Genomic DNA, 23,804 nt, shown 5'->3' with positions numbered 1-23,804 from the left:
GCACACATCCCTGCTTTGTCAACATTACAATATTACAGAAGTGGGCGTTTGTAAATTCTCGCGTTTACAGCGCGACGCGGTTTGCTTTTGCACATTGAGCGAATGGTGACAGGAGAGGCCAACGAACAAGGGAGGCCTGACATGCGCACCGGAACCAACCACCTTTTCATCCCTGGACCAACGAATGTGCCGGAGGACGTCCGCATGGCGATGAACGTCGCGATGCAGGATCAGCGTGGGCCGGAGTTCGGGGCGCTTACGCTTGGCATCCTGGCCGATCTTCGCCAAGTGTTCCGCACCACCACGGGGCAGGTCATGCTGTTTCCGGGGTCGGGGACCGGCGCTTGGGAAGCGGCGATCACCAACACACTGAACCCGGGCGACAGGGTGCTGATGGCGCGCCACGGCCAGTTCTCTACCCTCTGGGCGGAAATGGCGACGCGGCTTGGGCTGGTGGTCGATGTGATCGACGTGGCCTGGGGCGCGGGTGTGCCGGTGTCAGAGTTCATGCGGAGGTTGGCAGCGGACCGCAAGGGCGAGATCAAGGCGGTCTTCGTCACCCACAACGAAACTGCGACCGGCGTGACCAGCGATGTGGCCGCCGTGCGCCGGGTGCTGGACGACTGCTTCCATGACGCGCTGCTGTTTGTGGACGGCGTGTCGTCGGTAGGCTCCATCGACTTCCGGATGGATGACTGGGGCGTCGATCTGGCGGTCACGGGCAGCCAAAAGGGGCTGATGTGCCCGGCAGGGCTTGGCATCCTTGGCGTCAGCGAAAAGGCGATGGCAGCCTCCGAGAAATCGACGATGCGGCGCGCCTATTTCGAATTCCGCGACATGGGCGCAACCACGAAGACCGGATACTTCCCATACACTCCGCCGACGCAGATCCTGCACGGATTGCGCCGTGCGCTGGACCGGATCAACGCCGAGGGGCTGGACAACGTCATCGCCCGTCATGCCCGGCTTGCCGAAGGCGTGCGCCGTGGCGTGGCGGCCTGGGGTCTGATGACCTGCGCCGAACATCCGTCGCTTGCATCGAACACGGTGACCGCGATCCGCGTGCCGGACGGGGTGGATGCGCGCGAGGTGATCCGCATCGGGTATGAGCGTTACAACGCCTCCTTCGGGTCGGGGCTTGCGCGGCTGGCCGGCAAGGTATTCCGCATCGGCCACCTTGGTGACCTGAACGAAGGCATGTGCCTGACCGCGCTTTCGGTGGCGGAGATGGCGCTGGTCGAGGCGGGGGCGGATATCGAGTTCGGCTCGGGCGTTGCTGCGGCACAGGCTTGGTATGCGCAGGGCCGCATGGCGCAGGCCACCCTGCGCATGGCTGCTGAATAAAACATCAGGAACAGATAGATGAGCCATACTCTTCATCCGCTGCGCAAGCAGCGGCTTCAGCGGTCTGAACTTGCTGTTCCGGCTTCCAACCCCTCGATGATCGACAAGGCCGCCGACGGCCCCGCCGATTATGTGTTCCTTGATCTTGAGGATGCGGTGGCACCGCCGGAAAAGGAACAGGCGCGCAAAAACTGCATTCAGGCGCTGAATGACATCGACTGGGCCGCAAAGGGCAAGACCGTCTCGGTCCGGATCAACGGTCTTGATACCCATTACATGTACCGCGACGTGGTGGATGTGATGGAGCAGGCGGGAGCCCGTGTGCACACCCTGCTGGTGCCGAAGGTCGGGGTGCGCGACGACCTTTACATGGTTGAGGCGATGGTCAACCAGATCGAGCAGGCCAAGGGCTATGCCACGAAGGTGGGCCTCGAGGCGTTGATCGAAACTGCGCTTGGCATGGCGAATGTCGAAACCATTGCCCAGTTCGGCGGGCGGCTTGAGGCGCTGCATTTTGGCGTGGCGGACTATGCCGCTTCGATGCGCGCCCGAACGGTGAATATCGGTGGGTTGAACCCGATGTATCCCGGCGACCAGTGGCACGCCGCGATTTCCCGGATGGTCATTGCCTGCCGCGCCTACGGGTTGCGGGCGATTGACGGGCCGTTCGGTGACTTTTCCGATCCCGAGGGCTACCGCGATGGCGCGCGTCGGGCTGCGGCTTTGGGCTGCGAGGGGAAGTGGGCGATCCATCCGTCGCAGGTTGCCTTGGCCAACGAGGTGTTCAGCCCGACCGAGGCCGAGGTGAACAAGGCCCGCCGCATCATCGAGGAACTGAAACTGGCCGAGGCGCAGGGCAAGGGTGCCGCGAGCCTAGACGGCAAGATGATCGACGCGGCGTCGGAAAAGATGGCGCGGAACCTGTTGGCGGTGGCCGAGGCGATCGGCACGCGCTGAACGGGCAGGGTGGGCGATAGCGCCCCCCTTACATAAGGTTACGGGAGGAACCTCATGGACATCCACGAGTATCAGGCCAAGGAAATTCTGTCGCATTTTGGCGTGCCGGTGCCGCGCGGCGGGCTGGCCTACAGCCCGGAACAGGCGGGCTACCGCGCCCGCGAGCTAGGCGGCAGTGCTTGGGTGGTCAAGGCGCAGATCCATTCGGGTGGCCGGGGGGCGGCTGGGGGCGTGAAGCTGTGCCGCGACGAACACGAGGTCGCGGCCTTTGCAGCAACGCTTTTCGGCAAGCAGTTGGTGACCAAGCAGACGGATGCGAATGGCAAGGGCGTCTATCGCCTGTGGGTCGAAGCCGCCTCGGATATCGCCCGTGAGATGTATCTTGGCTTTGTCCTCGACCGCAAATCCGAGCGGATCATGATCGTAGCCTCAGCCCACGGCGGGATGGAGATCGAGGAGCTGGCGGAAACCGATCCCGACAGCCTGCGCCGCATGACGATCGACCCTGCCGTGGGCCTGAGCGAATTCCAGGCGCGCGAACTGGCGTTTCAGCTTGGCCTGAAAGGCGGCCAGATCGCCCAGATGGTCACGATCCTGAAAGCCTGCTACCGCGCCTACCGCGACCTTGACGCCGTGATGGTGGAGATCAACCCGCTTGTGATCACCGGCGCCGGTGACCTTGTAGCGCTTGATGCCAAAATGTCTTTTGACACCAACGCACTATTTCGTCGTCCTCAGGTCGCCGAACTGCGCGACCGCAGCCAGGAAGACCCGCGCGAGTCGACTGCTGGCGACCACGGACTGGCCTATGTCGGGCTGGAAGGCGACATCGGGTGCATCATCAACGGCGCGGGCCTTGCGATGGCGACGATGGACATGATCAAGCTGGCTGGGGGTGAGCCCGCCAACTTCCTCGACATCGGCGGGGGGGCTTCCCCTGACCGCGTGGTCCGTGCCTTCCGCACAGTGCTGGCCGACCGCAACGTCAGCGTCATCCTCGTGAACATCTTCGCCGGGATCAACCGCTGCGACTGGGTCGCCGAGGGTGTCGTGAAGGCGTATCAGGAGGTTGGTCTTACGATCCCGGTCGTTGTGCGCCTTGCTGGGACCAACGTCGAAGAGGGCAAACGGATCATCCAGTCGTCCGGTCTTCCTCTGATCTCTGCCGACACCCTCGCCGAGGCCGCCGCGAAAGCGGTCGCCGCAAAAGCCGCCTGAGGAGCAAATCATGGCCATCCTGATCACCGAAAAGACCCGCGTCATCGTGCAAGGCATGTCTGGCCGCATCGGTGCCTTTCACGCCGCCGACATGATCAAGCACGGCACCAATGTCGTGGGCGGCGTGACACCGGGGCGGGGCGGAGAGTTCCATCTTGAGCGCCCGCTGTTCAACACGGTGCGCGAGGCGGTCGAGGCGACGGGCGCTGAAGCCTCGCTGGTCTTCGTGCCGCCGCCCTTCGCCGCCGACGCGATCATGGAGGCGGCGGACGCAGGCATCCGCACCGCGGTTTGCGTCACCGACGGCATTCCGTCCCAGGACATGATGAAAGTGAAGCGCTTCCTGAAACGCTACCCGGAAGAGCGGAAGATGCGTCTTGTCGGCCCGAACTGCGCTGGCATCATCTCGCCCGGACGCGGCTTCATGGGAATCATGCCGCCGCACATTTACATGCCCGGGCGCGTCGGCATCGTCGGCCGCTCTGGTACCCTTGGGTATGAGGCGGCAAGCCAGATGAAGGCGCTGGGGATCGGGGTTTCGACATCCGTCGGTATCGGCGGTGATCCGATAAACGGAAGTAGTTTCAAGGATATTCTGGCGCTTTTTGAAGCTGATCCGGAAACCGACGCTGTGATGATGATTGGCGAGATCGGTGGCCCGCAAGAAGCCGAAGCAGCGGCTTTTGCCCGCGATCACATGACCAAGCCGGTGGTGGCCTACATCGCTGGTCTGTCGGCGCCGAAGGGGCGCAAGATGGGCCATGCCGGTGCGATCATCAGTGCTTTTGGCGAAAGCGCGCAGGAAAAGGTGGAGATCCTCGAGGCTGCGGGGATTACCGTCGCCCCGAACCCGAGTGCGATGGGCGAGACGATGGCCCGCGTGCTTGGCAAGCGTCAGGCGGCCTGAACCGCCCGGGCCAGTGCGCAGAACTGCTCCAACCCGATCTCCTCGGCCCGCGCGGTCGGGGGGATACCCACGCTTTCAAGCATAGTCTCGATCCCCGGCCCCATGCCTTTCAGGCTGGACCGGAGCATCTTGCGCCGCTGGTTGAAGGCCATCGCAGTTATGCGCTGCAACACACTGAAATCGCATGGAAATCGTGGCTCTGGCAGGGCGGTCAGATGGACTACGGCCGAATGCACTTTGGGTGCCGGGGTAAAGGCTTCGGGCGGCAGCGTCATGACGATGGCGGCATTGCAGCGCCACTGCGCCAGGAGCGCCAACCGCCCGTAATGGTCGCCCTTTGGCTTGGCCACGATCCGTTCGGCCACTTCCTTTTGAAACATCAGCGTCAGGCTTGACCAGTAGGGCGGCCAGACCGGTGGCGACAGCCAGCGGATCAGAAGTTCGGTCCCGACATTGTAGGGCAGGTTCGCCACCACCTTGATCGGCGGGGTCAGGTGGGCGAGCACGTCAACCTCCAGCGCGTCGCCCAGCACCACCTCAAGCCGCCCGGGATAGGCCGAAGCGATCTCTTGCAAGGCGGGCATGCAGCGCGCGTCCTTTTCCACAGCCAGAACCCGACGCGCGCCTTCGGCCAGAAGGCCGCGCGTCAGGCCGCCCGGACCGGGCCCAACCTCAAGCACGTCACACCCCGACAGGTCGCCGGCAGAGCGGGCGATCTTTGCCGTGAGGTTCAAATCCAGAAGAAAGTTCTGCCCAAGCTGGCGTTTGGCCACCAGATCATGCGTCCGGATCACCTCGCGCAGTGGTGGCAGACCGTCGATCGTTCCCAAAAGAAGCCCCTTGCTGTTCTCACACATACTTGGGGGTACGACGGCTTGCCCCCGGTCCGGCCTTACCGCCGTGCTGACATGTCCCGCGCCATCCGCAACGCCGCCACAAGGCTTGTCGCATCCGCCACGCCGCGCCCAGCGATGTCGTAGGCGGTGCCGTGATCGGGCGAGGTGCGCACGAAGGGAAGGCCAAGCGTGACGTTCACGCCACCGGCAAAATCTATCGTCTTGATCGGGATCAGCGCCTGATCGTGGTAGGCGCAGATCGCCGCGTCATAGGTCTTGCGCGCCGCGGCATGAAACATCGTATCGGCCGACAGGGGGCCGCGAATGGCGATGCCTTCGGAGGCCAGTCGCGCCACTAGCGGGGCCATCCAATCGACTTCCTCGCGCCCCATCGCGCCGCCTTCGCCGGCGTGGGGGTTCAGGCCCGCCACCGCAAGGCGCGGCGCGGCGATCCCGAAATCCCGGATCAGCCCGGCGTGAGTGATACGGATCGTCTGTTCCAGAAGCTTGGGCGTCAGCGCCTTGGGCACGTCGCTCAGGGCAATGTGGATCGTCGCAGGCACCACCCGCAATTCCGGGCAGGCCAGCATCATCACCACGCGGTCGACCCCGGCAAGGTGCGCCAGAAACTCGGTATGGCCGGGAAAGGCGAAACCTGCGCCATCCTTCAGCGCCTTCTTGTGGATCGGCGCGGTGCAGACTGCTGCTGCCTCGCCTGCCATAACCAGTGCCACGGCGCGAGCGATTACGTCGATCACACCGGCGGCGTTGGCGGGGTCGGGCTGGCCGGGCAGGGCGGGGGCGGCACAGTCGTGGCGCAGCACCCGCATCACCCCGCGCGGGCTGATGTCGGCAAGGTCAGCGACCTCGAGCCATGCTGCACCTTGAGGCAGGTGGCGGGGGTCGCCAAGCCAGACGAAGTCTTCGCCTGCAAGGCGGGCCTTAACCGCGATTTCCGGGCCGATGCCGGACGGATCGCCCGACGTGAGGAGAACGGGCTTGCGGCTCACGGTTCGCGGATGATCGCGGCCGAGCGCAGTTCCTGCAGGTAGCCTTCGGCCAGACCCTCCAGTTTCTGGTTGATCACCCGTTCCTTGATCTGATCACGGGTCGGCGGGGTTTCCTGCGTCGCTTCGCGGCCGCACAGCATGAGGAACCGGCGGAACCCCGATCGCGTCAGCGCAACCGATACCTCGCCGGGGTCAAGCCGCGCCAGTTCCAGCGCCACATCGCCCGGAACCTGAGACATTGGCAGTTTCGATACGGTCAGCCGGTCCTCGGGCAAACCCTTGGCCTGTCCGTAGAGGTCTTTGCAGCCATCAACTTCGGCGCGCAGCCGGGCGATTTCGGCGGGGTCGTTGGGGATCAGGAAATCGGCGTATTCCACCGTCACAGCAATCGGTTCGGCGGCGGTGTCACGCGCCACGTCGCGCAACTGAAAAAGCACGACCGCACCCGGCACTTGAACCGGGTCGGACACCTCGCCCGGTCCGAGGGCGAGGACCGCCTGACCAATGGCGACCGGCAGGTTCGCCAGCGGCACCCAATCAAGCCGTCCGCCATTGGCGGCGGTCGGGGCAGCTGAATACTGGCTGGCGGCGGCGGCAAAGTCGCCTTCGCTTTTGATCTCTTGCGAGAGCTGGTTGGCAAGCTCCAGCGCCGCAGCCTCGTTGCCGGGTTCCAGCGGGATTACCAGTTCTGACGCCAATATCCTGAGAGCACGGGGCCGGGCCGAGGCTTCCAGCGCGCGGTCGACATCGGCTTCGCTGACGGGCACCTGGCCGATGAACCGCGCCCGCACGGCATCGCGCCACAGAAGGCCAGCCACCACGAAATCACGATAGGTCTCGGCCGAGATGCCGACCTTTTCCAGTTCGGCAATCAGACCTTCGGTGGTCAGCTGGGCACGGGAAGCGAATTCTTCCATCCCGGTCTTGATCTGCTCGTCGGTCAGTTTCAGGCCCAGGCGTTCGGATTCCGACTGGCGCAGACGGTCTTCGGTGAGCGCCTTCAGCGCCTCTTCCTCGAGATTTCCGGGCGCACGCAGCACCTCAAGAAACTTCTTGCGCTGCTCCACCTCGTATTCGGTGATCACCCGGTCGTTGACGTAAAGGCGCGGTTTGAACAGGTCTTGCGCCAAGCCCGGCACGGCCAGAATTGCCCCCAGGGCAACCCCTGCCATCTGCCGTTTCAGAAAGGTGAATACCATTGCCTCAGCCGCTCTTTGTCTTGGTTTGCGTCCGCGCGCACGCCTTTGGTCACCGTCGGCAGGTGCGCGCCGGGCCTGCCTTGACCCCACCGCCGAACCCCACCAGATCGACCGCGAAGTCGAAACTCGTTGTCGGCGTCACATTAGTCGAGGACGTGAACCGACGCGAGAGGGAAACATCAAGCCGCACGCATTCGTTCAGGAACTCCAGACCCATGCCTGCCAAGGTGCCTTCATCGGCAACGAAATCATAGCGACTCGACAGCTTGGCGGTCCAGTTCGGGGTCAGTTTCCTGCGGACATTGAAGCTGAACTCTTCGGTCGCTTCGGGGCGGTTTTCCAGGGGATCGGCGACCGCCCACACCATGCTTGACGACAGCCATGTCTTGGGGCGATTCAATGTCAGCCGCGCCTCGCCCTTGGTCAGGTCGAGATCATCGTCAAGGACCAGGCGCCCGGTCATGGCAAAGCCGTAGGCCATTTCGAAATTGACTGCCGCCAGCCAGTCGGACCGGCGGCCATCAAGCCCCGAGCCGGTGCTGAACTGGCCAAGGTCGCTGCTGCGATACACGCGGCCAAGCGTGGCTCCCATCGACCAGCCGGCCGGGTCATGGCGGGTCCAGGTGATCCCCAGATTGGCGCGCGGGCCGCGTTCCACCGCGTCAGAGCCCGGAAACCGGTTCAGCGCGAAGAGGTTGCCTTCGTCGAATTCCACCAGCGCGGAATCCTCATTCGGCAGGGTTTCTTCGTCGGATGAGGCCCAAATCACCTGCATGACTGGTTCGATCACCTGCGTCACGCCGCCCTTGCCGGCCTTTACCAAAGGCCAGCGCAGTTCGACCCCCGCGTTGCCATGCGTGCGGGTGGATTGGCCCGCATAGGTGGCATCCTGGCCGATGGAGTAGGCGTCAGCGGTCAGATCGCCCAGCACCGTGGCCTCGACCCCGATCGGCAACAGCACGCTGCGGCGCCAGTCCACCCGGACGGAGATGCGCCCGACGTCGCGCCCATCCGGGATCGCGTCGCTGTCCGGCCCGTCAAACGGATCTGTCGAGGTACGCCAGTGGTTGTGGGTCTGCAACCGCAGCCCGCCTTCGCCGCCAAGCGGGCCAAGCGAAAAGCGGCGGTTAAAGGTCAGGTCGGCCACAACCGAGGGCAAAGTGGTGTTGTCTTCATCATCGCGCAAGCTTTGAAAGCTTATGATGCGGGCCGAGATGTGTTCGTTGCGCCGCGTGCGCCGGGCCTCGATGCGGCTGTCCAGCCGGTCGGCGTCGAGAATGCCGTAATCCAGCAGATAGGACGGGTCGGTCACCGTCTGGCCCTTCAAGGTCAGAATGAAATCCGCAGGCAGCGAGAAGGCACCGGTTGCGAACAGGTAACCGCGCGCCTCGCCGGGGAGGATTTCGTCACGCGCAAGACCGCCGTTCAACTCCAGCGTTCCGGTCGCGAAAGCCTGACGGTAGCGCAGGTCCAACGCCCTTGAGCCCTTGGTCGACACGAAAGGCGTCAGGGTCAGGTCGGCCGTCCGGCCAAGCGTGATGAAGTAGGGAAACTTCAACCCCGACCCAAGGTCGGAGGTTGTGCGCACCGAAGGCCGCAGGAACCCCGGGGTCCGGGTCAGGGTCGGATCAGGCATCCGCAGGCGCGGGATGTAGAACACCGGAACCCCCCCAAAGCGGAGTTGGGCATGATCGAAGTAGATCTGACGCTCGACCTCGTCATGTACCACACGCTTGGCGCGGATTTCCCAAAGCGGCGTGGAACTCCCCTCGCAGACCTTGCAGGACGAGGCAACTGCCCTGTCAAGCGCGGTATATCGCCCGGCCACCCGCAACATCCGGTTTGCGGCCAGCTGCACCTGCCGGTCAAGGACCAGCCGCGCGCTTGTCAGGATGCCTTCGGTAAGATCTGCCGAAAGGTCAGCGGCTGAGGCAAGGATCAGGATGTCGCCGGCTTCGTTGGTCAGTTCGATCGGGCCGACGATATCAAGCCGATCGCCAACCTGGTCATAAACGATACGTTCGGCTCGCAACCGCCTGCCGCCATACAGAATTTCGACATTTCCTGTGGCAATCAGGCGGGTATCTCCGGTGATTTCGAGACTGTCTGACACCAGCGTTGCCTGATCTTGGGCAAGGGCGGGCAGGGCCAGAGACAGAGCCAGAGACAGAGACAGAGACAGGGCCAACGTCAGCGTCAGCGTTTGGAAACGCGCGGTCAGAAGGCGGCGCATCAGCCATCCTCCAGATGCAGCAAAAGACCAAGCGCCATCAGCACCGCTGCCACGGGCGGGCTCCATGCCGCGATAGAAATGGGGATTTGCCCTGTATCACCAAGGGCTTGCGCGAAGTTTCTGAGGAAGAAGATGGCAAAGCCCGTCAACATGGCATAAAGCACCATCTGCCCGGTGCCCCCGAACCGCGTATGGCGCATGGTGAAGCCCGCAGCAACCAACACCATCGCGGCCATCAAGAGCGGCTGGGCCAGTTCCATCTGAAACCACAGCCGGTAGGCGCGGGCAGAAAAGCCGGCGCGCTCCAGCCCAGCGATATAGGCGGGCAGGTCCCAGAACGCGATGGCCGAGGGCGTGCCAAAGCTGTCACGGATGCTTTCGGCGGTCAGGTCCGAGGGCAGGGAGATCTCTGTCGTCCGGCTCGCGGTCTGTTCTGGGTTGGTGGTGGTCAGATCCCATTGCTTCGCGCCGTCCAGCACCCAGGCACCTGCCTTCAGCGTCGCCGTCTTGGCCTCGATCCTGGCCGAGGGCAGGCCGGTGGCGTCAAAGCGCAGGAAGGTTACGCCAAAAAGCTCGGTGCCATCAGGGTTTGACCGTGCGGCCCGAATCACGATCTGGCCATCCCCGCCGCCCTGTCGCAGCCAAAGCCCGGTGTCCGAAACCGAAAGTACCGACCCGCCGCCTTGCGACAGCCTGGCGCGCGCCACGTCATACTGCTTCGAGGTGGCGGCAACGATGGGGTTGAACACCGCGACCGTCACCAGCCCCAGCGCCACGGCCACGACCAGCGGTGTCAGCAGGAAGCGCAGTCCCGACTGTCCGGCCGCACGCACCACCACCAGTTCCGACGACCGCGCGAGCCCGAGGAACATGGCGATCGACCCGATGATCACTATCAAGGGCAGAACCCGATACAGCGTCTCGGGCACGTTCATCAGCGATAGCCCCATCGCCTGGCTGAGCCCGATGCCCGCGCCGGAGAAGCGGCGCAACTGTTCGATCATGTCGATCAGCATCAGGATGCCGAAGAAGATCAGAAAAACGCGTGCAACTGTCCAGAAAAACCGCCGTGCGATGTATATACCTAGCGTCATGACAGCGACTCTCGCCGGTGTCTGGGCCGCTGTGCTTGCCACAACAGCACAACGGCCACGAAGAGGCCCGAGATCGGCGCAAGATAGGTCAGGGGCCATGCCCGCGCCGACTGCATCGCCACGCCGCCGGCCCAGGTGTTGACCATCTGCATGAGGATGAGCAGCACCACCGCAAGGGCCATCTGGCGCCAGAGGCCAAAGCGGGAAAAGCCGCCCAGCAGGAGCGCCGCGATCCCGACAAGGGGGGCTGCGACCGCAAGCATCGGGCCGGAAAAGCGGTTATGCCCTTCTTGCAGGAATTGCGCCTGATTTCCGCCTGTTGCCTGCATGAGTTCATCAGTCGGGCGCAGCAGGTTTGCAGTGGATAACTCGTCCAGCGTCAGCCCGCCAGGCCCACCAGACTTGACCAGTCCCGACAGGTCCAGGGTGAAATCGGCAAAGCGGGTCACCGACATGCGCCTATCCTTGCGGGTCAGCGATTGTGCCGCGCCGTCAAACATCAACAGCTTTGGCGCTGTGTCGCCTTGCACCAGAAGGGCGCGTCGCGCGGTGTATGTGACACGCGCTTCCTGCCCGCGCTCGTCGGCCAGAAAGAGGTCGATCAGCTCACCTTGTGTATTTACTTCGCGTATATACATGGTAATTCCTGACGAAGGATGCATGAATTGGCCCGCTGTCAGGAAGCGCGACGTAATATTCTGGGAAATCTCGGCGCTCCGCTCGCTCAGGATGCGTTGGCTGGCAGGCACCAGCACATGTACCAGCACCAATTGCGCGCCCATTACGATCAGACCGAAGTACAGCACTGGCCGCGCCAGCCGGAAGGCGGAAAAGCCGGTCGCCTGCATGACAACGAGTTCGCTTTCCTGCATCAGCCGGTTGATCACGTACACTGTCGCGGCAAAGGCCGAAACCGGCAGCACCAGCCGGATTACGTTCGGCAGCGTAAGGACTGAAAACTCTAGGAAAACCAGTGCCGACTGGCCGTCGCCGATCAATTGGTCAAACAGGCCCACCGCCCGGTTGACCCAGTAGACCGCGACCAGCACAAGCGAGAAGAAGCCGAAAAGCTGCAGCAGCTGTGACAGCAAATATCGGTCGAATTTTGACACGCTCGGCCTGTTTCCCACTACATGTTGCGATGACCCTAGCGGAAATACCGGGCGGCGAAAACTCATATCTGGTCAATCATGGCGCCGGATTGTAGCGTTCCGGCAATGCTTCGCCGACCCAACCTCTGAAGGTGAGAAACCCATGTCCCAGCCCCTGCCGATCCAGTTCCGCGCCACCGACCTTGAGGCGCTGGCCACCCAGACCGGCCGCATCGCGGTGTTTGCCGAACCGGGAGTGGCGCTGTCGCCGGGTATCCGTCGGCTTGACCGGCTGATGAAGGGCGCGCTGGCACGGGCCACTGCGGCAGAAGCCTTTGCCAAGGCAAAACCGGGTGACGCGATTGATCTGGCGTATCCGGCGGGGCTTGCTGCCGACGCTGTGCAACTCGTCCGACTGCCGAAGCGCACCGATGCGGCCACTGCCCGCAAAGCCGGGGCCGCGATCGGGCGCAGCCACGGCACGGCGGCAACGCTGATCCTGGCTGAAAGCCACCCGCGTGCCGCCGACATCGCCTTTGGCTTTGCGATGCGCGCCTATGACTTCACGGCGCACAAGAGCGGCGAGCAGAAGGTGCCCGGCCCGGTCGCGATGATGACCGCAGATCCCGAGGCGACCGCGCGCGAGGCAAGCCCGATGGCCGCTGTGGCGGAGGGCGTTTTCTTCACCCGTGATCTGGTAAATGAGCCTGCCAACATTCTGACAACGCACGATTTTGCGGCCCGCCTTGCCGCGATGCACGAGCTTGGCCTTGAGGTGGAGATCCTTGAGGAGCCTGAGCTTATGAAGCTTGGCATGAACGCGCTTCTAGGCGTGGGCATGGGATCGGAAAGCCCCTCTAAGGTCGTGGTGATGCAGTGGAAGGGCGGCAAGAAGGGCGATGCGCCGTTCGCGCTGGTCGGTAAGGGCGTGGTGTTCGACACCGGCGGCATCTCGATCAAGCCTGCCGCTGGCATGGAAGACATGACGATGGACATGGGCGGGGCGGGGGTCGTCGCCGGGGTGATGCGCACGCTGGCGATGCGCAAGGCCAAGGCGAACGTTGTGGGTCTGGTCGGGTTGGTGGAGAATATGCCTGACGGGCGTGCACAGCGGCCGGGTGACGTGGTGCGTTCGATGAAGGGCGACACGATCGAGGTGATCAACACCGATGCCGAAGGGCGGCTCGTGCTGGCCGACGTGCTTTGGTACGCGCAAGAGCGGTTCAAGCCGACCGGGATGATCAACCTCGCGACGCTGACCGGTGCGATCATCGTCGCGCTAGGCCATGAAAACACTGGCGTATTCTCGAATAACGATGAGCTGTGCAATGCCTTCCTCAAGGCCTGCGCAGCCGAGGGCGAGGGCGCCTGGCGGATGCCGATGGGCGAGGCTTACGATGCCAAGCTGAAGTCGCGGATCGCCGACATGGTCAATTCCTGCGGGCGTGATGGCGGTGCGGTGACGGCGGCGCAGTTTCTGGCGCGCTTCGTCAAGCCCGAGACGCCGTGGTGCCATCTGGACATTGCCGGGACCGCGTTGGTCAAGGCAGATACCGCGCTTGCGCCCAAGGGCGCGACCGGTTGGGGTGTCATGGCGCTGGACCGGCTGATCCGCGACCGGTTCGAGAAGGGCTGAGCGAGGCGGCACGGGGCGGGGCTATGGCCTTGGTAATGTTCTACCAGCTGACCGCCTCGACGGCCGCGGAGACGCTGGCCTTGCTGTTGCCGCGTGCGCTGCAGCAGGGTTGGCGCGTGATGGTGCGAGGCACCGACCCCGTGGCGCTGGACAGGCTGGACGAAAAGCTGTGGCTGGGGCCAGAGGACGGGTTTCTGCCGCATGGTCGGGAAGGTGGGCCGCAGGATGCCGACCAACCGGTGCTGATCGGGCAGGGGCCAGCCGTCAACAGGGCCGACGCGCTGGCCCTGATCGACGGGGCCGAGGCGACCGAAGCCGAGATTTCGCAAATGCAGAGGGTCTGGCTACTCTTTGAAAAGGCTGACGAAAACCGTCTTGCGGATGCCCGCGCGAGATGGAAGGCGCTGAGCGCCGCCGGGGTGGCGGCGCAGTATTGGTCGGACGAGGATGGCAGATGGGTTAAAAAGGCTGAAAATCAGCCGGTTAAGCCATGATCTTACTGTCGCAGGACCATCCGGTTCCCAGCGATTTCCAGCCGGAACTGCCCCAGATAATCCATCCCCAGAAGCGAGCCCTTCATGTCGCCGTCCGTGACGAAGGCGGTGAAGGACTCATTTCGGAAGGGGCCAAGTTCCACGACTGGCAGATCAACCCGGGCGGTACGCACGACGCCATTCGCCGTTGCCGCCTCGCCGGTGAAAAGCAGGCTTTCGGGGTCGATGCCTACAGACTGCGCATCGTCGCGGCTGAGCACCATGTTGGTGGCGCCGGTGTCGGCCATGAAGACGATCGGCGTGCCGTTGATCTGCAGGGTCAGGTAATAGTGCCCGTCTGCGGCGCGCGGAACCTCGATCTCGCCGCCGGCACTGACCATCTGGCTTGGCATGATGTCCGTGCGCACATCCGACCACAGCCCGTAGCCCGCCATCACCGCCACGAAGATCAGCCCCCAGGCGGTGGCCATGCGCAGCGCCTGACCCATGCGCTGGCGAAACTCCACCAGCAGCCAGCCGCCCAAGGCGACCATGATGATCGCCAGATACGTCACGCGGGCCAAGGTGTCGCCGTCCATGTCGCCTCCGTTTCATGGGATATGGGGCAGGGGTGTCAGCCGATCAATCCGGTGCCGCGCACACCGTCGATCACGAATTGCACTGACAGGGCTGCCAGCAGCATCCCCAGAAGCCGGGTGATCACGATTACCCCGGTGCGGCCGAGCATCCGCTCCAGCGGCGGCGAGGCGAGGAGGAAGGCGTAGGTAACGGCCATCATGCCAAGCATCAGGCCGAGCACCGCGACGGTGCCGCCCCAGCCGGGGCCAGCCTGACCGACCAGCAGGATGACCGAGGCAATCGCGCCCGGCCCGGCAATCAGGGGGGTGGCAAGCGGGAACACCGAGGGGTCGTGGTCGGGTTCGGCCTGCTGCCCTTCGCGGCGTTGGGTGCGGCGTTCGAACAACATGTCGAGCGCGGTCAGGAACAGAAGGATGCCGCCTGCGATGCGGAAGGCGGGCATCGAAATGCCGATGAATTCAAGGATCGCCTCGCCGGCCAATCCAAACAGGAGGAGTAGCGCGGATGCGATGATGCAGGCGCGCAGGGCCATTGCCTTGCGGCGTTCCGAACTCATCCCCCGCGTCAGGGCGATGAACAGCGGCACCAGACCAGGCGGGTCGATCACGACGAAAAGCGTCGCGAAGGCGGTGATCAGGAAGGCGGTTTCAGGCATCGTCCCTCGCGCGGTTTTCCCTTGCTACCGCGCGGGGAGCGGTTTGGGAAGCGCGCTGTCAGGCGGCGCTTTCCAACTTTTCCTGAGCGGAGAGCCACATCGCCTCGGCCTTGTCGAGCGCTTGCATCACTTCCGCATACTTGGCGTTCCAGGTTGCCAGCTCGCCCTTGCGGACATCTTCATAAAGCTCTGGATCCGCCAGCTTTTTTGCCAGTTTGTCGCGCATGTCGTTCAGCTTTGCCAGCCGCTCTTCGCATTTGCGAACCTCAGCTTTGAGGGCCAACACCTCGTCTCGGCTGGCCTTTTTCGGCTTTTCTACCACCTTTGCCGGCTTGGCGTCTTCGTCGCCCGACAGAAGCTGACGGCGGTAGGCATCGAGATCTTCGGTGTAGGGCGTGACCGCACCGCCCTTGACCAGCCACAGCCGGTCGGCCACGAGGGACAGCAGGTGCATGTCATGGCTGACAAGGATCACAGCGCCGGAATATTCGGTCAGCGCCTCGACCAGCGCCTCGCGGCTTTCCATATCGAGGTGGTTGGTCGGTTCATCAAGGATCAGCAGGTGCGGCGCGTCGATGGTGGCCAACAAGAGCGACAGTCGCGCCTTTTGCCCGCCAGACAGCCGCCCGACCGCGGTTTCCGCCTGATCGGCCATCAGGCCAAAGCCAGCCAGCCGTGCGCGCAACCGCGCCTGGCCCTCGGCCGGGCGCAGGCGCATGATGTGTTGCAGGGGCGTTTCGTCGATATGCAGTTCGTCCACTTGATGCTGGGCGAAATAGCCGATGCGCAGCTTTGACGACCGGGTGATCTTGCCTTCGGAGGCTTGAAGTTTGCCCGCCAACAGCTTGGAAAGGGTAGACTTTCCTTCGCCATTGCGACCCAGAAGCGCGATCCGGTCGTCTTGGTCGATGCGCAGGGACAATTTTTTCAACACTGGCGGCCCGCCATAGCCGACCGCGGCACCGTCCATGTTGATGATCGGCGGCGACAGTTCTTCCGGGGCAGGGAAGGTGAAGACCACCTTCTTGGCATCCTCTGGCGCGGTGATCGTCACCATCTTTTCCAGCATCTTCACGCGGCTTTGGGCCTGCACCGCTTTCGAGGCCTTAGCCTTGAACCGGTCAACGAAGGATTGCAGGTGCGCGCGCCGGGCCTCCTGCTTTTTCGCTTCGGCCTGCAGGACGGCGCGGCGTTCGGCCATCTGGCGGGCGAACTGGTCGTAAGGGCCGGTCCAGTAGGTGAGCTTCTTTTCGTCCAGATGCAGGATGCCGCTGACGGCGCGGTTCAGAAGGCCGCGGTCGTGGCTGATGATCAGGACGGTGTGGGGATATTTCTGCAGGTAGCTTTCCAGCCAGAGCGCGCCTTCGAGATCGAGGTAGTTGGTCGGTTCGTCGAGAAGAAGGTAATCGGGCTGGGCGAAAAGGACGCCCGCAAGGGCAACGCGCATCCGCCAACCGCCTGAAAACGCTGAACAAGGCATCAGTTGCTGGGCAGCGTCGAAGCCAAGGCCTTTCAGAATGCTGGAGGCGCGGCCCTCGGCGGACCATGCGTCGATGTCGGCAAGGCGGGACTGCACTTCGGCAATCCGGTGCGGGTCGGTCGCGGTTTCCGCCTCGGCCAGCAGGGCGGCGCGTTCGGTATCGGCGGAAAGCACCGTATCCAGAAGCGAGGTTTCCGATGACGGCACTTCCTGCGCCACGCCGCCGATGCGGGCGCGCTGGGGCAGGGTGATCGTGCCCCCTTCTAGCGCCAGTTCGCCACGGATCAGGCGGAAGAGCGTGGTCTTGCCCGCGCCGTTGCGGCCGACAAGGCCAACCTTGTGGCCAGCGGGGATGGTGGCCGACGCGCCCTCGAACAAGGGGCGGCCTTCGACGGAATAGGTGATGTCTTCGATTTTAAGCATGGCCGGGGGCTTGCCTGATGCAGCGGTCAGCGTCAACCGAATTGGGGCCGAAAATCCGGTCTGCAAGGCGTCTGGCAAGCGTATGGCAAGCGTATGGCAGGGCCGGGCGCCCACAGGCCACCTTTTCAAGGCCGCCTGCGCATGTTAGCAGCCCGCCATCCAATTCGCGCAAACGCGCAGCAACCCAACGGAGAGCCTCATGGCCATCGAACGCACCCTGTCGATCATCAAGCCCGACGCGACCAAGCGCAACCTGACCGGCAAGATCAATGCCAAGTTCGAGGAAGCCGGTCTGCGCATCGTCGCGCAAAAGCGCATCCACCTGACGCCCGCCCAAGCCGGCCAGTTCTATGCCGAACACAAGGAGCGTGGCTTTTATGGCGAGCTTTGCGATTTCATGGCGTCCGAGCCGGTTGTCGTGCAAGTGCTGGAAGGTGAAGGCGCGATCCTGAAGAACCGCGAAGTGATGGGCGCCACCAACCCGGCGAACGCCGCTGACGGCACCATCCGCAAGGAGTTTGCGCTGTCGGTCGGTGAAAACTCGGTCCACGGTTCGGACAGCCCGGCGTCGGCCGAGCGCGAGATCGGGTTCTTCTTCTCGGGCCTGGAACTCGTCGGCTGATCTGGCTGCACATAATGGAAGGGGCCCGGTCGATTGACCGGGCCTTTTTCATTGCCAGGCCTTGGCATGGGGTGGCGGAAACCTGCATCCCGTTGTCGCATAATCAGTATTATGTAATATACGGAGTACTGGAAACTGCCGCTGCGTAAGGATATGCACGCCCAAAGCCGCAAAAGGAAGCCAGCCCGTGCTTTTCGACCGCTCGATCAAGATCGCCCCTTCCATCCTCGCCGCCGACTTTGCGAACTTCGGAGCCGAGTGTCGTGCAATCGAGGCGCAAGGTGCCGACTGGGTGCATGTCGACGTGATGGATGGCCACTTCGTACCGAACCTGACTTTCGGTCCGGCGATGTGCGCGGCACTGCGGCCGCATATCGCGGGCGTCATGGACGTGCACCTGATGATCGCGCCGGTCGATCCCTACATCGACGCCTTCGCCACGGCTGGTGCCGATATCATCACTGCGCATCTGGAAGCTGGATCACACATTCACAGAACGCTGCAAGCCATTCGCGCAACGGGAAAAAAGGCTGGTCTTGCGCTTAACCCCGGAACCGGGCTGGATGCCGTGCCACAGCTCCTTGACCTGGTTGACCTGGTCTGCGTGATGACGGTCAATCCGGGTTTCGGCGGGCAAAGCTTCATCGCCTCGCAGGTCGCCAAAGTGCGTGCCCTGCGCGCCATGATCGGTGATCGCCCCATCCATATCGAGATTGACGGTGGCGTGACGGTGGCCACCGCGCCGCTGGTTGCGGCGGCCGGAGCCGATGTGCTGGTTGCAGGTTCGGCGGTGTTCAAGGGCGGATCGGGTGGCAACCCTGCGCCCTACGGTGCGAACATCGCGGCGATCCGCGCTGCAGCCGAGGCGGCCCGTGGCTGACCCGATCGGCCTGATCTTCGACCTTGATGGCACGCTGATCGATTCCGCGCCGGACATCCATGCCACGGCGAACAAGGTTTTTGCAGCGCACGGCTTTCCGGGGTTCGATTTTCCCACTGTGCGAGGCTTCATCGGCAACGGTGTGGGGGTGCTGGTGGCGCGCCTTCTTGCCCATCAAGGCCGCCCCGTCGCCGGTGATCTGCATCGCAAGATGGTTGGGGATTTTATCAATTCCTACGAAGAAGCTGTTGATCTGACAAAGCTTTACCCGAATGTCCGAGAGGCGCTTGCAACCCTTGCAGACCTTGGGCACCCGCTGGCAATCTGCACCAACAAGCCTGCCGGTCCGGCACGTTCGGTGCTGCGCCACTTCGGCCTGGACCAGCATTTCGCGGTGATCGTCGGTGGCGACACCCTGCCCCAGCGCAAGCCCGACCCTGCCCCGCTGTTGGCCGCGCAGGTGCAACTGGCCTGTGACCGCGTGCTGTTCGTAGGCGACAGCGAGGTGGATGCAGAAACCGCCCAAGGCGCCGCCCTGCCCTTTGCATTGTTCACCAACGGATACCGGAACTCTGCCGCTGAAGCTCTTGGTGCCAAAGCGATTTTCGATGATTTCGTAGCCCTGCCCGGTCTTGTTGCGCATCTTTCTGGGCGGCTTTGAAGCTGGCCTTAATCTGACCTTTCGCGTTCCAGTTGCCATTCGCCTCGACAGACCGCCCGCCCGCGCCTATGACAAATAAGCGAAGGCTCGGGATTGCCTGTTTCAAATCAGGCAATTGTCCGGCCTTCGGGGTGGAAGGATTAAATCGTGACCGAGACGCCTGTTCTGGATCTCTTGAACCGTATTGCAGCCACCTCGACCATCGACGACGCCTGGGAACTGGCGACCCGGCACTTCGCCATGTTGGGGTTTTCGCGGGTCAACTATGGCTTCACCCGGTTTCGCCATGCCACCACGATCGGCGACCCGGACGATGCGCTGTTCCTGTCGACCTGTGATGCCGATTATGTGAATCGCTACTTCGTGGGCGGATTTTACGCTCGGACGCCGGTGTTCCGCTGGGCCGAGCGCAATTCAGGGATCTGCACCTGGGCTTGGGTTAAAGAGGCATACGCGGCGGGCCGCCTCACCGCGGACGAGGCCGACGCAGTGCGCCAGAACGCAGAGATGGGTGTCACGGCGGGAATCTCGGTCAGCTTTCCCAATGCCTCGTCCCGCTCGAAGGGCGCGCTGGGGCTGATTGCCGACATCGGACTGTCCACTGCAGACGTCGAGGCGATCTTTGCCGCGCGCGGAACGGAGATCCTTGCGTTGGCGAACATGATGCACCTGACGATCGTGCATCTGCCGCAGCTCAGCCGCCATCGCGCGCTTTCACCGCGTCAGCGTGAGGCGCTGGAATGGGTGGCCGATGGCAAGACCACGCAGGACGTGGCGCTTTTGATGGGGGTGTCGGCCGCAATGGTGGAAAAACACCTGCGACTTGCCCGTGAGGCGCTGGCGGTGGAAACCACGGCACAAGCGGTGGCGAAGGGCGCACTTTTGAACATCATCTTCCAGCGGTCGTCAGATCGGGCAAGGGTGCCCGACTAGCCTGTCGCAGGTATGGCTTTCCCCACTCGATTGACCTTGCGTCATCTGCAAAGCTGATCTTGCGTCGGCACTCTTGTCGGGGCGTGGCGCGGTGGTAATTTTTCACCGTTGCCGATTTGTTGGTAGCGCCCGCAAGGGCAAATTTGCAAAGGCCGTCAAGAGGTCGACTTCAGTCTTGCTCGACCGTGTTCCCATCTCCAAGGGGCGCGGGCAAGGCACAGGGAATGGCGCGGTCTCCCCAGGACCGCGCCGTTTTCTTTTGCGCTTCGCACAAGGCAGGACGCCAGGTGCCAAAGCAAAAGGGCCGGCGCATTGCGCCGGCCCCCTGCCATGTCTCGTATTGTCGTTTCGGAAGATCAGCCCTGCGCCATCTTTGCGACTTCAGCGGCGAAGTCTTCTTCCTTCTTCTCGATCCCCTCGCCCACGGCGACGCGAGCGTAACCGGTGATCTCGACCCCGGCTTCCTTGGCCGCGGCTTCGACCGTCAGGTCGGGGTTGATCACGAAGGCTTGGCCCAGCAGCGTGTTTTCCGACAGGTAACGCTTCATCCGGCCCGGGATGATGTTGTTGTGGATCACTGCATCCGGCTTCGGCTTTGGCGAAGAGGCGTTCTCTTCCAGGGCCTTGGCGGTCTGCACGGCCAGCTCACGTTCCAGCACGGCCGCGTCCAGATGCGCTTCCGACAGCGCCAGCGGTGCGGTCGCTGCGATGTGCATCGCAAACTGCTTGCCGATCGCCTGCGCCTTGTCGGCCGGGCCTTTCAGCGCGACCAGCACACCGATCTTGCCCATGCCATCGGCGGCCGAGTTGTGGACGTAGGACACCACGGTGTCGCCTTCCAGAACGTGCAGCCGGCGGAGCGTCATGTTCTCGCCGATGCGGGCCACGGCTTCCTGGATCACCGTTTCCACGGTCTTGCCGTTCAGATCGGCGGCGCGGACGACTTCCACGCTGTCACCGGTCTGCAAGGCGACCTTGGCCACTTCGCGCACAAGGCTCTGGAAATCGGCGTTCTTCGCGACAAAGTCGGTTTCCGAGTTGATCTCGACCGCGACGCCGCGACCATTGCTGACGGCCACGCCAACGAGGCCTTCGGCGGCCACGCGGTCGGCCTTCTTGGCGGCTTTCGCCAGACCCTTGGTGCGCAGCCAATCGACTGCGGCATCCATGTCGCCGTTGTTTTCAACAAGGGCTTTCTTCGCGTCCATCATGCCTGCGCCGGTCGATTCGCGCAGTTCCTTCACCATCGCTGCGGTGACTGTCATCGTCTCATCTCCTGAAATTGGTATCCCGGCGGGGTAGACCCGCCGGGTGAAGGTTCCGTGACAGGCGCTTACGCCTCGACTTCGGCGACAGCTTCTTCTTCCGGAGCCGCTTCGAGCGCGCCAAGGTCGACACCAGCCGCACCCATCTGGGCCGACATGCCGTCAAGCGCCGCACGGGCGATCAGGTCGCAGTAAAGCTGGATGGCGCGGGCCGCGTCATCGTTGCCGGGGATCACGTGGGTGACGCCTTTGGGCGAGCAGTTGGTGTCGACAATGCCGACAACCGGGATGCCCAGCTTCTGTGCTTCGAGGATGGCGAGGTCTTCCTTGCCAACGTCGATGATGAAGATCAGGTCCGGGGTGCCGCCCATTTCGCGGATGCCGCCGAGCGAGGCCTGCAGCTTGGCCTGGTCACGTTCCATGCCCAGACGCTCTTTCTTGGTCAGGCCTTCGGCGCCCTGCCCCAGAACTTCGTCGAGGTGCTTCAGGCGCTGGATCGAGGCCGAGATGGTTTTCCAGTTGGTGAGCGTGCCACCGAGCCAGCGGTGGTTCATGTAGAACTGCGCGCAACGCTCGGCAGCCTCGGCGATCGGCTTCTGGGCCTGACGCTTGGTGCCGACGAACAGGATGCGGCCGCCCTTGGCGACGGTGTCGCGGACGGTTTTCAGCGCCTGGTCCAGCAGCGGGACCGTTTGCGTCAGGTCAAGAATGTGGATGCCGTTACGGTCGCCGTAGATATACGGGCCCATCTTGGGGTTCCAGCGTGCGGTCTGGTGGCCGTAGTGAACGCCAGCTTCCAAAAGCTGACGCATGGTGAACTCGGGAAGAGCCATGCCGTTTCCTTTTCCGGTTTGATCCTCGGTGAAGCCGTCTTCAGAGCTTGCGCCCCAACCGGCGGACCCCACGGGATTTCTCCCCGCATAAGCCCAAGCTTCACCTGTGAAGTGCGTGCGCCTTACCGTGCCGCAACCGGTGTTGCAAGGCCAATCGGCTGCAAAACCGGCAGATATGCAGCAAATCCGGCCAAAACGGCTGGCTGGTGTCGCGGGCCGTGGTGCGACCGGCTGTCGTGACGATAGTCTCGGAGCAGGTCCATGTGGAAGGGGCAGCCATGAAGATCCGTTCGATTTCGGCCTTGCCGGTGAACATTCCGTTCCACGCGCCTTATCGGTTCAGCTATGGGGCGATTTCGTCGCTGACGAAGACGGTGATCACGCTGGAAACCGAGGATGGCGTGATCGGGCTTGGCGAATGTGCCGATGGTGACCGCGCTGCCGACGTGATTGCCGCAGGGGCGCGGCTGATCGGCATGGACCTGCGCGACATTCACGCGGCCGAGGCAAAGCTGGTGCCGGGGATGCGCTATACGCCTTGGGGCAATGTGACCGCTGCCCGTCGGGTCTTTGGCGGGATCGAGATGGCGATGTGGGATGCGCGCGGCAAGACCGAAGAGGTGCCATTATACCGTCTGCTCGGTGGTGTGGTGCGGCAGGAAATTCCGCTGACCGAGTATTTTTCCTACCGGTGGCCGGGGGCTGCGCATCCCGGTGAAAGCACGCCGGTCGAAGTGGCGCGGTATTGCGCCATGATGATCGAACGCCACGGTGCGACGATCTTTGAAGGCAAGGTTGGCGCGGTGGCGCTGGACGAAGAAGTGCAGATGGTGCGCGAGGTGCGTGCGGCAATCGGCGACCGCCCCCTGCAACTCGATGCCAATGGCAGCTGGACAGTGCCGACCGCTCGTGACGCACTGCGAAGGCTTGCCCCCTTCGACATCAGCTGGTTCGAGGAACCTGTCGAGACATATGAGGAGATGGCAGACCTGCGGGTTCATACCGATATTGCATTTTCGGCCCACTCCATCGACCTGCCGAAAGCCGTGGCGCTGCGCTGCCCCGATGCCATCGTGACCAACGTCAACGAGCATGGCGGCATTCGGCGCACCGCCGATTTCATCCGGGCCTGCGAGGCGATGGGCGTGGGTTTCCGCTTTCATTCCGGCGAGACGGGCATTGCCAGCGCCGCCTACCTGCATCTGTCAGCCGCCCTCGAACATGTTCGGGGCGCGAGCCAGACGTTGTTTCACTGGTATGCGGACGATGTGATCGAAGGCGGCCCGTTCCGGCTGGAAGGGGGCGTCACCCGCGTGCCGGATGGCCCCGGCCTTGGCGTGACGCTTGACCGAAAGGCGCTGCAACGCTGCCACGACCGCTACCTTGTCGAGGGCGCCTTTCCGGATGGCCGGTCCGGTGGTTATGGCAGCCTTTTCCGCAAGCGTTGACTTGCG

At 63.4% G+C, this 23,804-nt stretch carries 22 protein-coding genes; 11 read left to right on the top strand and 11 right to left on the bottom strand.

What is annotated here, in order from left to right; translation table 11 throughout:
• Positions 1-141 precede the first annotated feature (141 nt).
• The 4 genes from ACROUL_RS11920 to sucD are packed head-to-tail and all read left to right on the top strand — an operon-like array spanning position 142 to position 4,426.
• Positions 142-1,344, top strand: coding sequence for a pyridoxal-phosphate-dependent aminotransferase family protein (locus tag ACROUL_RS11920; protein WP_431299690.1), 1,203 nt, complete (start codon positions 142-144; stop codon positions 1,342-1,344).
• A gap of 18 nt (positions 1,345-1,362) precedes the next feature.
• The gene (locus ACROUL_RS11915) at positions 1,363-2,301 is read left to right on the top strand and encodes an HpcH/HpaI aldolase/citrate lyase family protein (RefSeq protein WP_431299689.1); all 939 of its coding nucleotides are present in this window, start codon (positions 1,363-1,365) and stop codon (positions 2,299-2,301) included.
• A gap of 54 nt (positions 2,302-2,355) precedes the next feature.
• On the top strand, positions 2,356-3,519 hold the full coding sequence (locus ACROUL_RS11910) for a malate--CoA ligase subunit beta (RefSeq protein ID WP_431299688.1): 1,164 nt from the start codon (positions 2,356-2,358) through the stop codon (positions 3,517-3,519).
• A gap of 10 nt (positions 3,520-3,529) precedes the next feature.
• Positions 3,530-4,426, top strand: coding sequence for a succinate--CoA ligase subunit alpha (gene sucD, locus ACROUL_RS11905; protein WP_431299687.1), 897 nt, complete (start codon positions 3,530-3,532; stop codon positions 4,424-4,426).
• On the opposite strand, the gene rsmA is transcribed toward sucD, so the two are convergent.
• From rsmA to lptF, 6 genes are all read right to left on the bottom strand, one after another.
• Positions 4,414-5,256, bottom strand: coding sequence for a 16S rRNA (adenine(1518)-N(6)/adenine(1519)-N(6))-dimethyltransferase RsmA (gene rsmA / locus ACROUL_RS11900; RefSeq protein WP_431299686.1), 843 nt, complete (start codon positions 5,254-5,256; stop codon positions 4,414-4,416). The genes sucD and rsmA overlap by 13 nt on opposite strands.
• Before the next feature lie 62 nt (positions 5,257-5,318).
• Positions 5,319-6,272, bottom strand: coding sequence for a 4-hydroxythreonine-4-phosphate dehydrogenase PdxA (gene pdxA, locus ACROUL_RS11895; protein WP_431299685.1), 954 nt, complete (start codon positions 6,270-6,272; stop codon positions 5,319-5,321).
• On the bottom strand, positions 6,269-7,444 hold the full coding sequence (locus tag ACROUL_RS11890) for a peptidylprolyl isomerase (protein ID WP_431299684.1): 1,176 nt from the start codon (positions 7,442-7,444) through the stop codon (positions 6,269-6,271). Before ACROUL_RS11890 ends, pdxA begins: the two co-directional genes overlap by 4 nt.
• A gap of 76 nt (positions 7,445-7,520) precedes the next feature.
• On the bottom strand, positions 7,521-9,704 hold the full coding sequence (locus ACROUL_RS11885; RefSeq protein WP_431299683.1) for an LPS-assembly protein LptD: 2,184 nt from the start codon (positions 9,702-9,704) through the stop codon (positions 7,521-7,523).
• Positions 9,704-10,798 (bottom strand): LPS export ABC transporter permease LptG, encoded by a 1,095-nt coding sequence (lptG, locus tag ACROUL_RS11880; protein WP_431299682.1) that lies wholly within the window; start codon positions 10,796-10,798, stop codon positions 9,704-9,706. The genes ACROUL_RS11885 and lptG overlap by 1 nt, the downstream gene beginning before the upstream one ends.
• Positions 10,795-11,910: an LPS export ABC transporter permease LptF gene (lptF, locus tag ACROUL_RS11875; RefSeq protein ID WP_431299681.1), complete on the bottom strand. Its 1,116-nt coding sequence runs from the start codon at positions 11,908-11,910 to the stop codon at positions 10,795-10,797. The genes lptG and lptF overlap by 4 nt, the downstream gene beginning before the upstream one ends.
• A gap of 142 nt (positions 11,911-12,052) precedes the next feature.
• Here lptF and ACROUL_RS11870 point away from each other — a divergent pair, with 142 nt between their 5' ends.
• On the top strand, positions 12,053-13,525 hold the full coding sequence (locus ACROUL_RS11870) for a leucyl aminopeptidase (RefSeq protein ID WP_431299680.1): 1,473 nt from the start codon (positions 12,053-12,055) through the stop codon (positions 13,523-13,525).
• A 23-nt stretch (positions 13,526-13,548) separates the two neighbouring features.
• Positions 13,549-14,019, top strand: coding sequence for a DNA polymerase III subunit chi (locus tag ACROUL_RS11865; RefSeq protein WP_431299679.1), 471 nt, complete (start codon positions 13,549-13,551; stop codon positions 14,017-14,019).
• A gap of 2 nt (positions 14,020-14,021) precedes the next feature.
• Here ACROUL_RS11865 and ACROUL_RS11860 read toward each other — a convergent pair whose 3' ends face one another.
• The 3 genes from ACROUL_RS11860 to ACROUL_RS11850 are packed head-to-tail and all read right to left on the bottom strand — an operon-like array spanning position 14,022 to position 17,156.
• Positions 14,022-14,597, bottom strand: coding sequence for a retropepsin-like aspartic protease family protein (locus ACROUL_RS11860; protein ID WP_431299678.1), 576 nt, complete (start codon positions 14,595-14,597; stop codon positions 14,022-14,024).
• Between the two features lie 35 nt (positions 14,598-14,632).
• Positions 14,633-15,253 (bottom strand): MarC family protein, encoded by a 621-nt coding sequence (locus tag ACROUL_RS11855; protein ID WP_431299677.1) that lies wholly within the window; start codon positions 15,251-15,253, stop codon positions 14,633-14,635.
• A gap of 58 nt (positions 15,254-15,311) precedes the next feature.
• A complete protein-coding gene (locus ACROUL_RS11850; protein ID WP_431299676.1) occupies positions 15,312-17,156 on the bottom strand; it encodes an ABC-F family ATP-binding cassette domain-containing protein in 1,845 nt (614 codons plus the stop codon).
• A 199-nt stretch (positions 17,157-17,355) separates the two neighbouring features.
• Between ACROUL_RS11850 and ndk the strand changes: the two genes are divergently transcribed.
• The 4 genes from ndk (at position 17,356) to ACROUL_RS11830 (ending at position 20,252) form a co-directional block, all read left to right on the top strand.
• Positions 17,356-17,778 carry a nucleoside-diphosphate kinase gene (ndk, locus tag ACROUL_RS11845; RefSeq protein WP_431299675.1) on the top strand — a complete coding sequence of 141 codons (423 nt, stop codon included), beginning with the start codon at positions 17,356-17,358 and terminating at the stop codon, positions 17,776-17,778.
• A gap of 187 nt (positions 17,779-17,965) precedes the next feature.
• On the top strand, positions 17,966-18,658 hold the full coding sequence (gene rpe, locus ACROUL_RS11840; protein ID WP_431299674.1) for a ribulose-phosphate 3-epimerase: 693 nt from the start codon (positions 17,966-17,968) through the stop codon (positions 18,656-18,658).
• Positions 18,651-19,319: a phosphoglycolate phosphatase gene (gene gph / locus ACROUL_RS11835; protein ID WP_431299673.1), complete on the top strand. Its 669-nt coding sequence runs from the start codon at positions 18,651-18,653 to the stop codon at positions 19,317-19,319. The genes rpe and gph overlap by 8 nt, the downstream gene beginning before the upstream one ends.
• 147 nt (positions 19,320-19,466) lie before the next feature.
• Complete coding sequence (locus ACROUL_RS11830) at positions 19,467-20,252, top strand: autoinducer binding domain-containing protein (protein WP_431299672.1); 786 nt, start codon at positions 19,467-19,469, stop codon at positions 20,250-20,252.
• Between the two features lie 356 nt (positions 20,253-20,608).
• Here ACROUL_RS11830 and tsf read toward each other — a convergent pair whose 3' ends face one another.
• Positions 20,609-21,517, bottom strand: a complete 909-nt coding sequence (gene tsf / locus ACROUL_RS11825) for a translation elongation factor Ts (protein ID WP_431299671.1) — start codon at positions 21,515-21,517, stop codon at positions 20,609-20,611.
• Positions 21,518-21,585: 68 nt separating this feature from the next.
• Entirely contained in the window at positions 21,586-22,350 is a 765-nt protein-coding gene (rpsB, locus tag ACROUL_RS11820) for a 30S ribosomal protein S2 (RefSeq protein WP_431299670.1), read from the bottom strand.
• A 278-nt stretch (positions 22,351-22,628) separates the two neighbouring features.
• Here rpsB and ACROUL_RS11815 point away from each other — a divergent pair, with 278 nt between their 5' ends.
• Complete coding sequence (locus tag ACROUL_RS11815; RefSeq protein WP_431299669.1) at positions 22,629-23,798, top strand: mandelate racemase/muconate lactonizing enzyme family protein; 1,170 nt, start codon at positions 22,629-22,631, stop codon at positions 23,796-23,798.
• Positions 23,799-23,804 lie beyond the last annotated feature (6 nt).

The sequence above is a fragment of the Tabrizicola sp. BL-A-41-H6 genome (assembly GCF_050632395.1).
Lineage (GTDB): Bacteria > Pseudomonadota > Alphaproteobacteria > Rhodobacterales > Rhodobacteraceae > JAUYQR01.
Note: the sequence above shows the minus strand (reverse complement) of the source record. Positions and strands in the feature narration are given on the sequence as shown.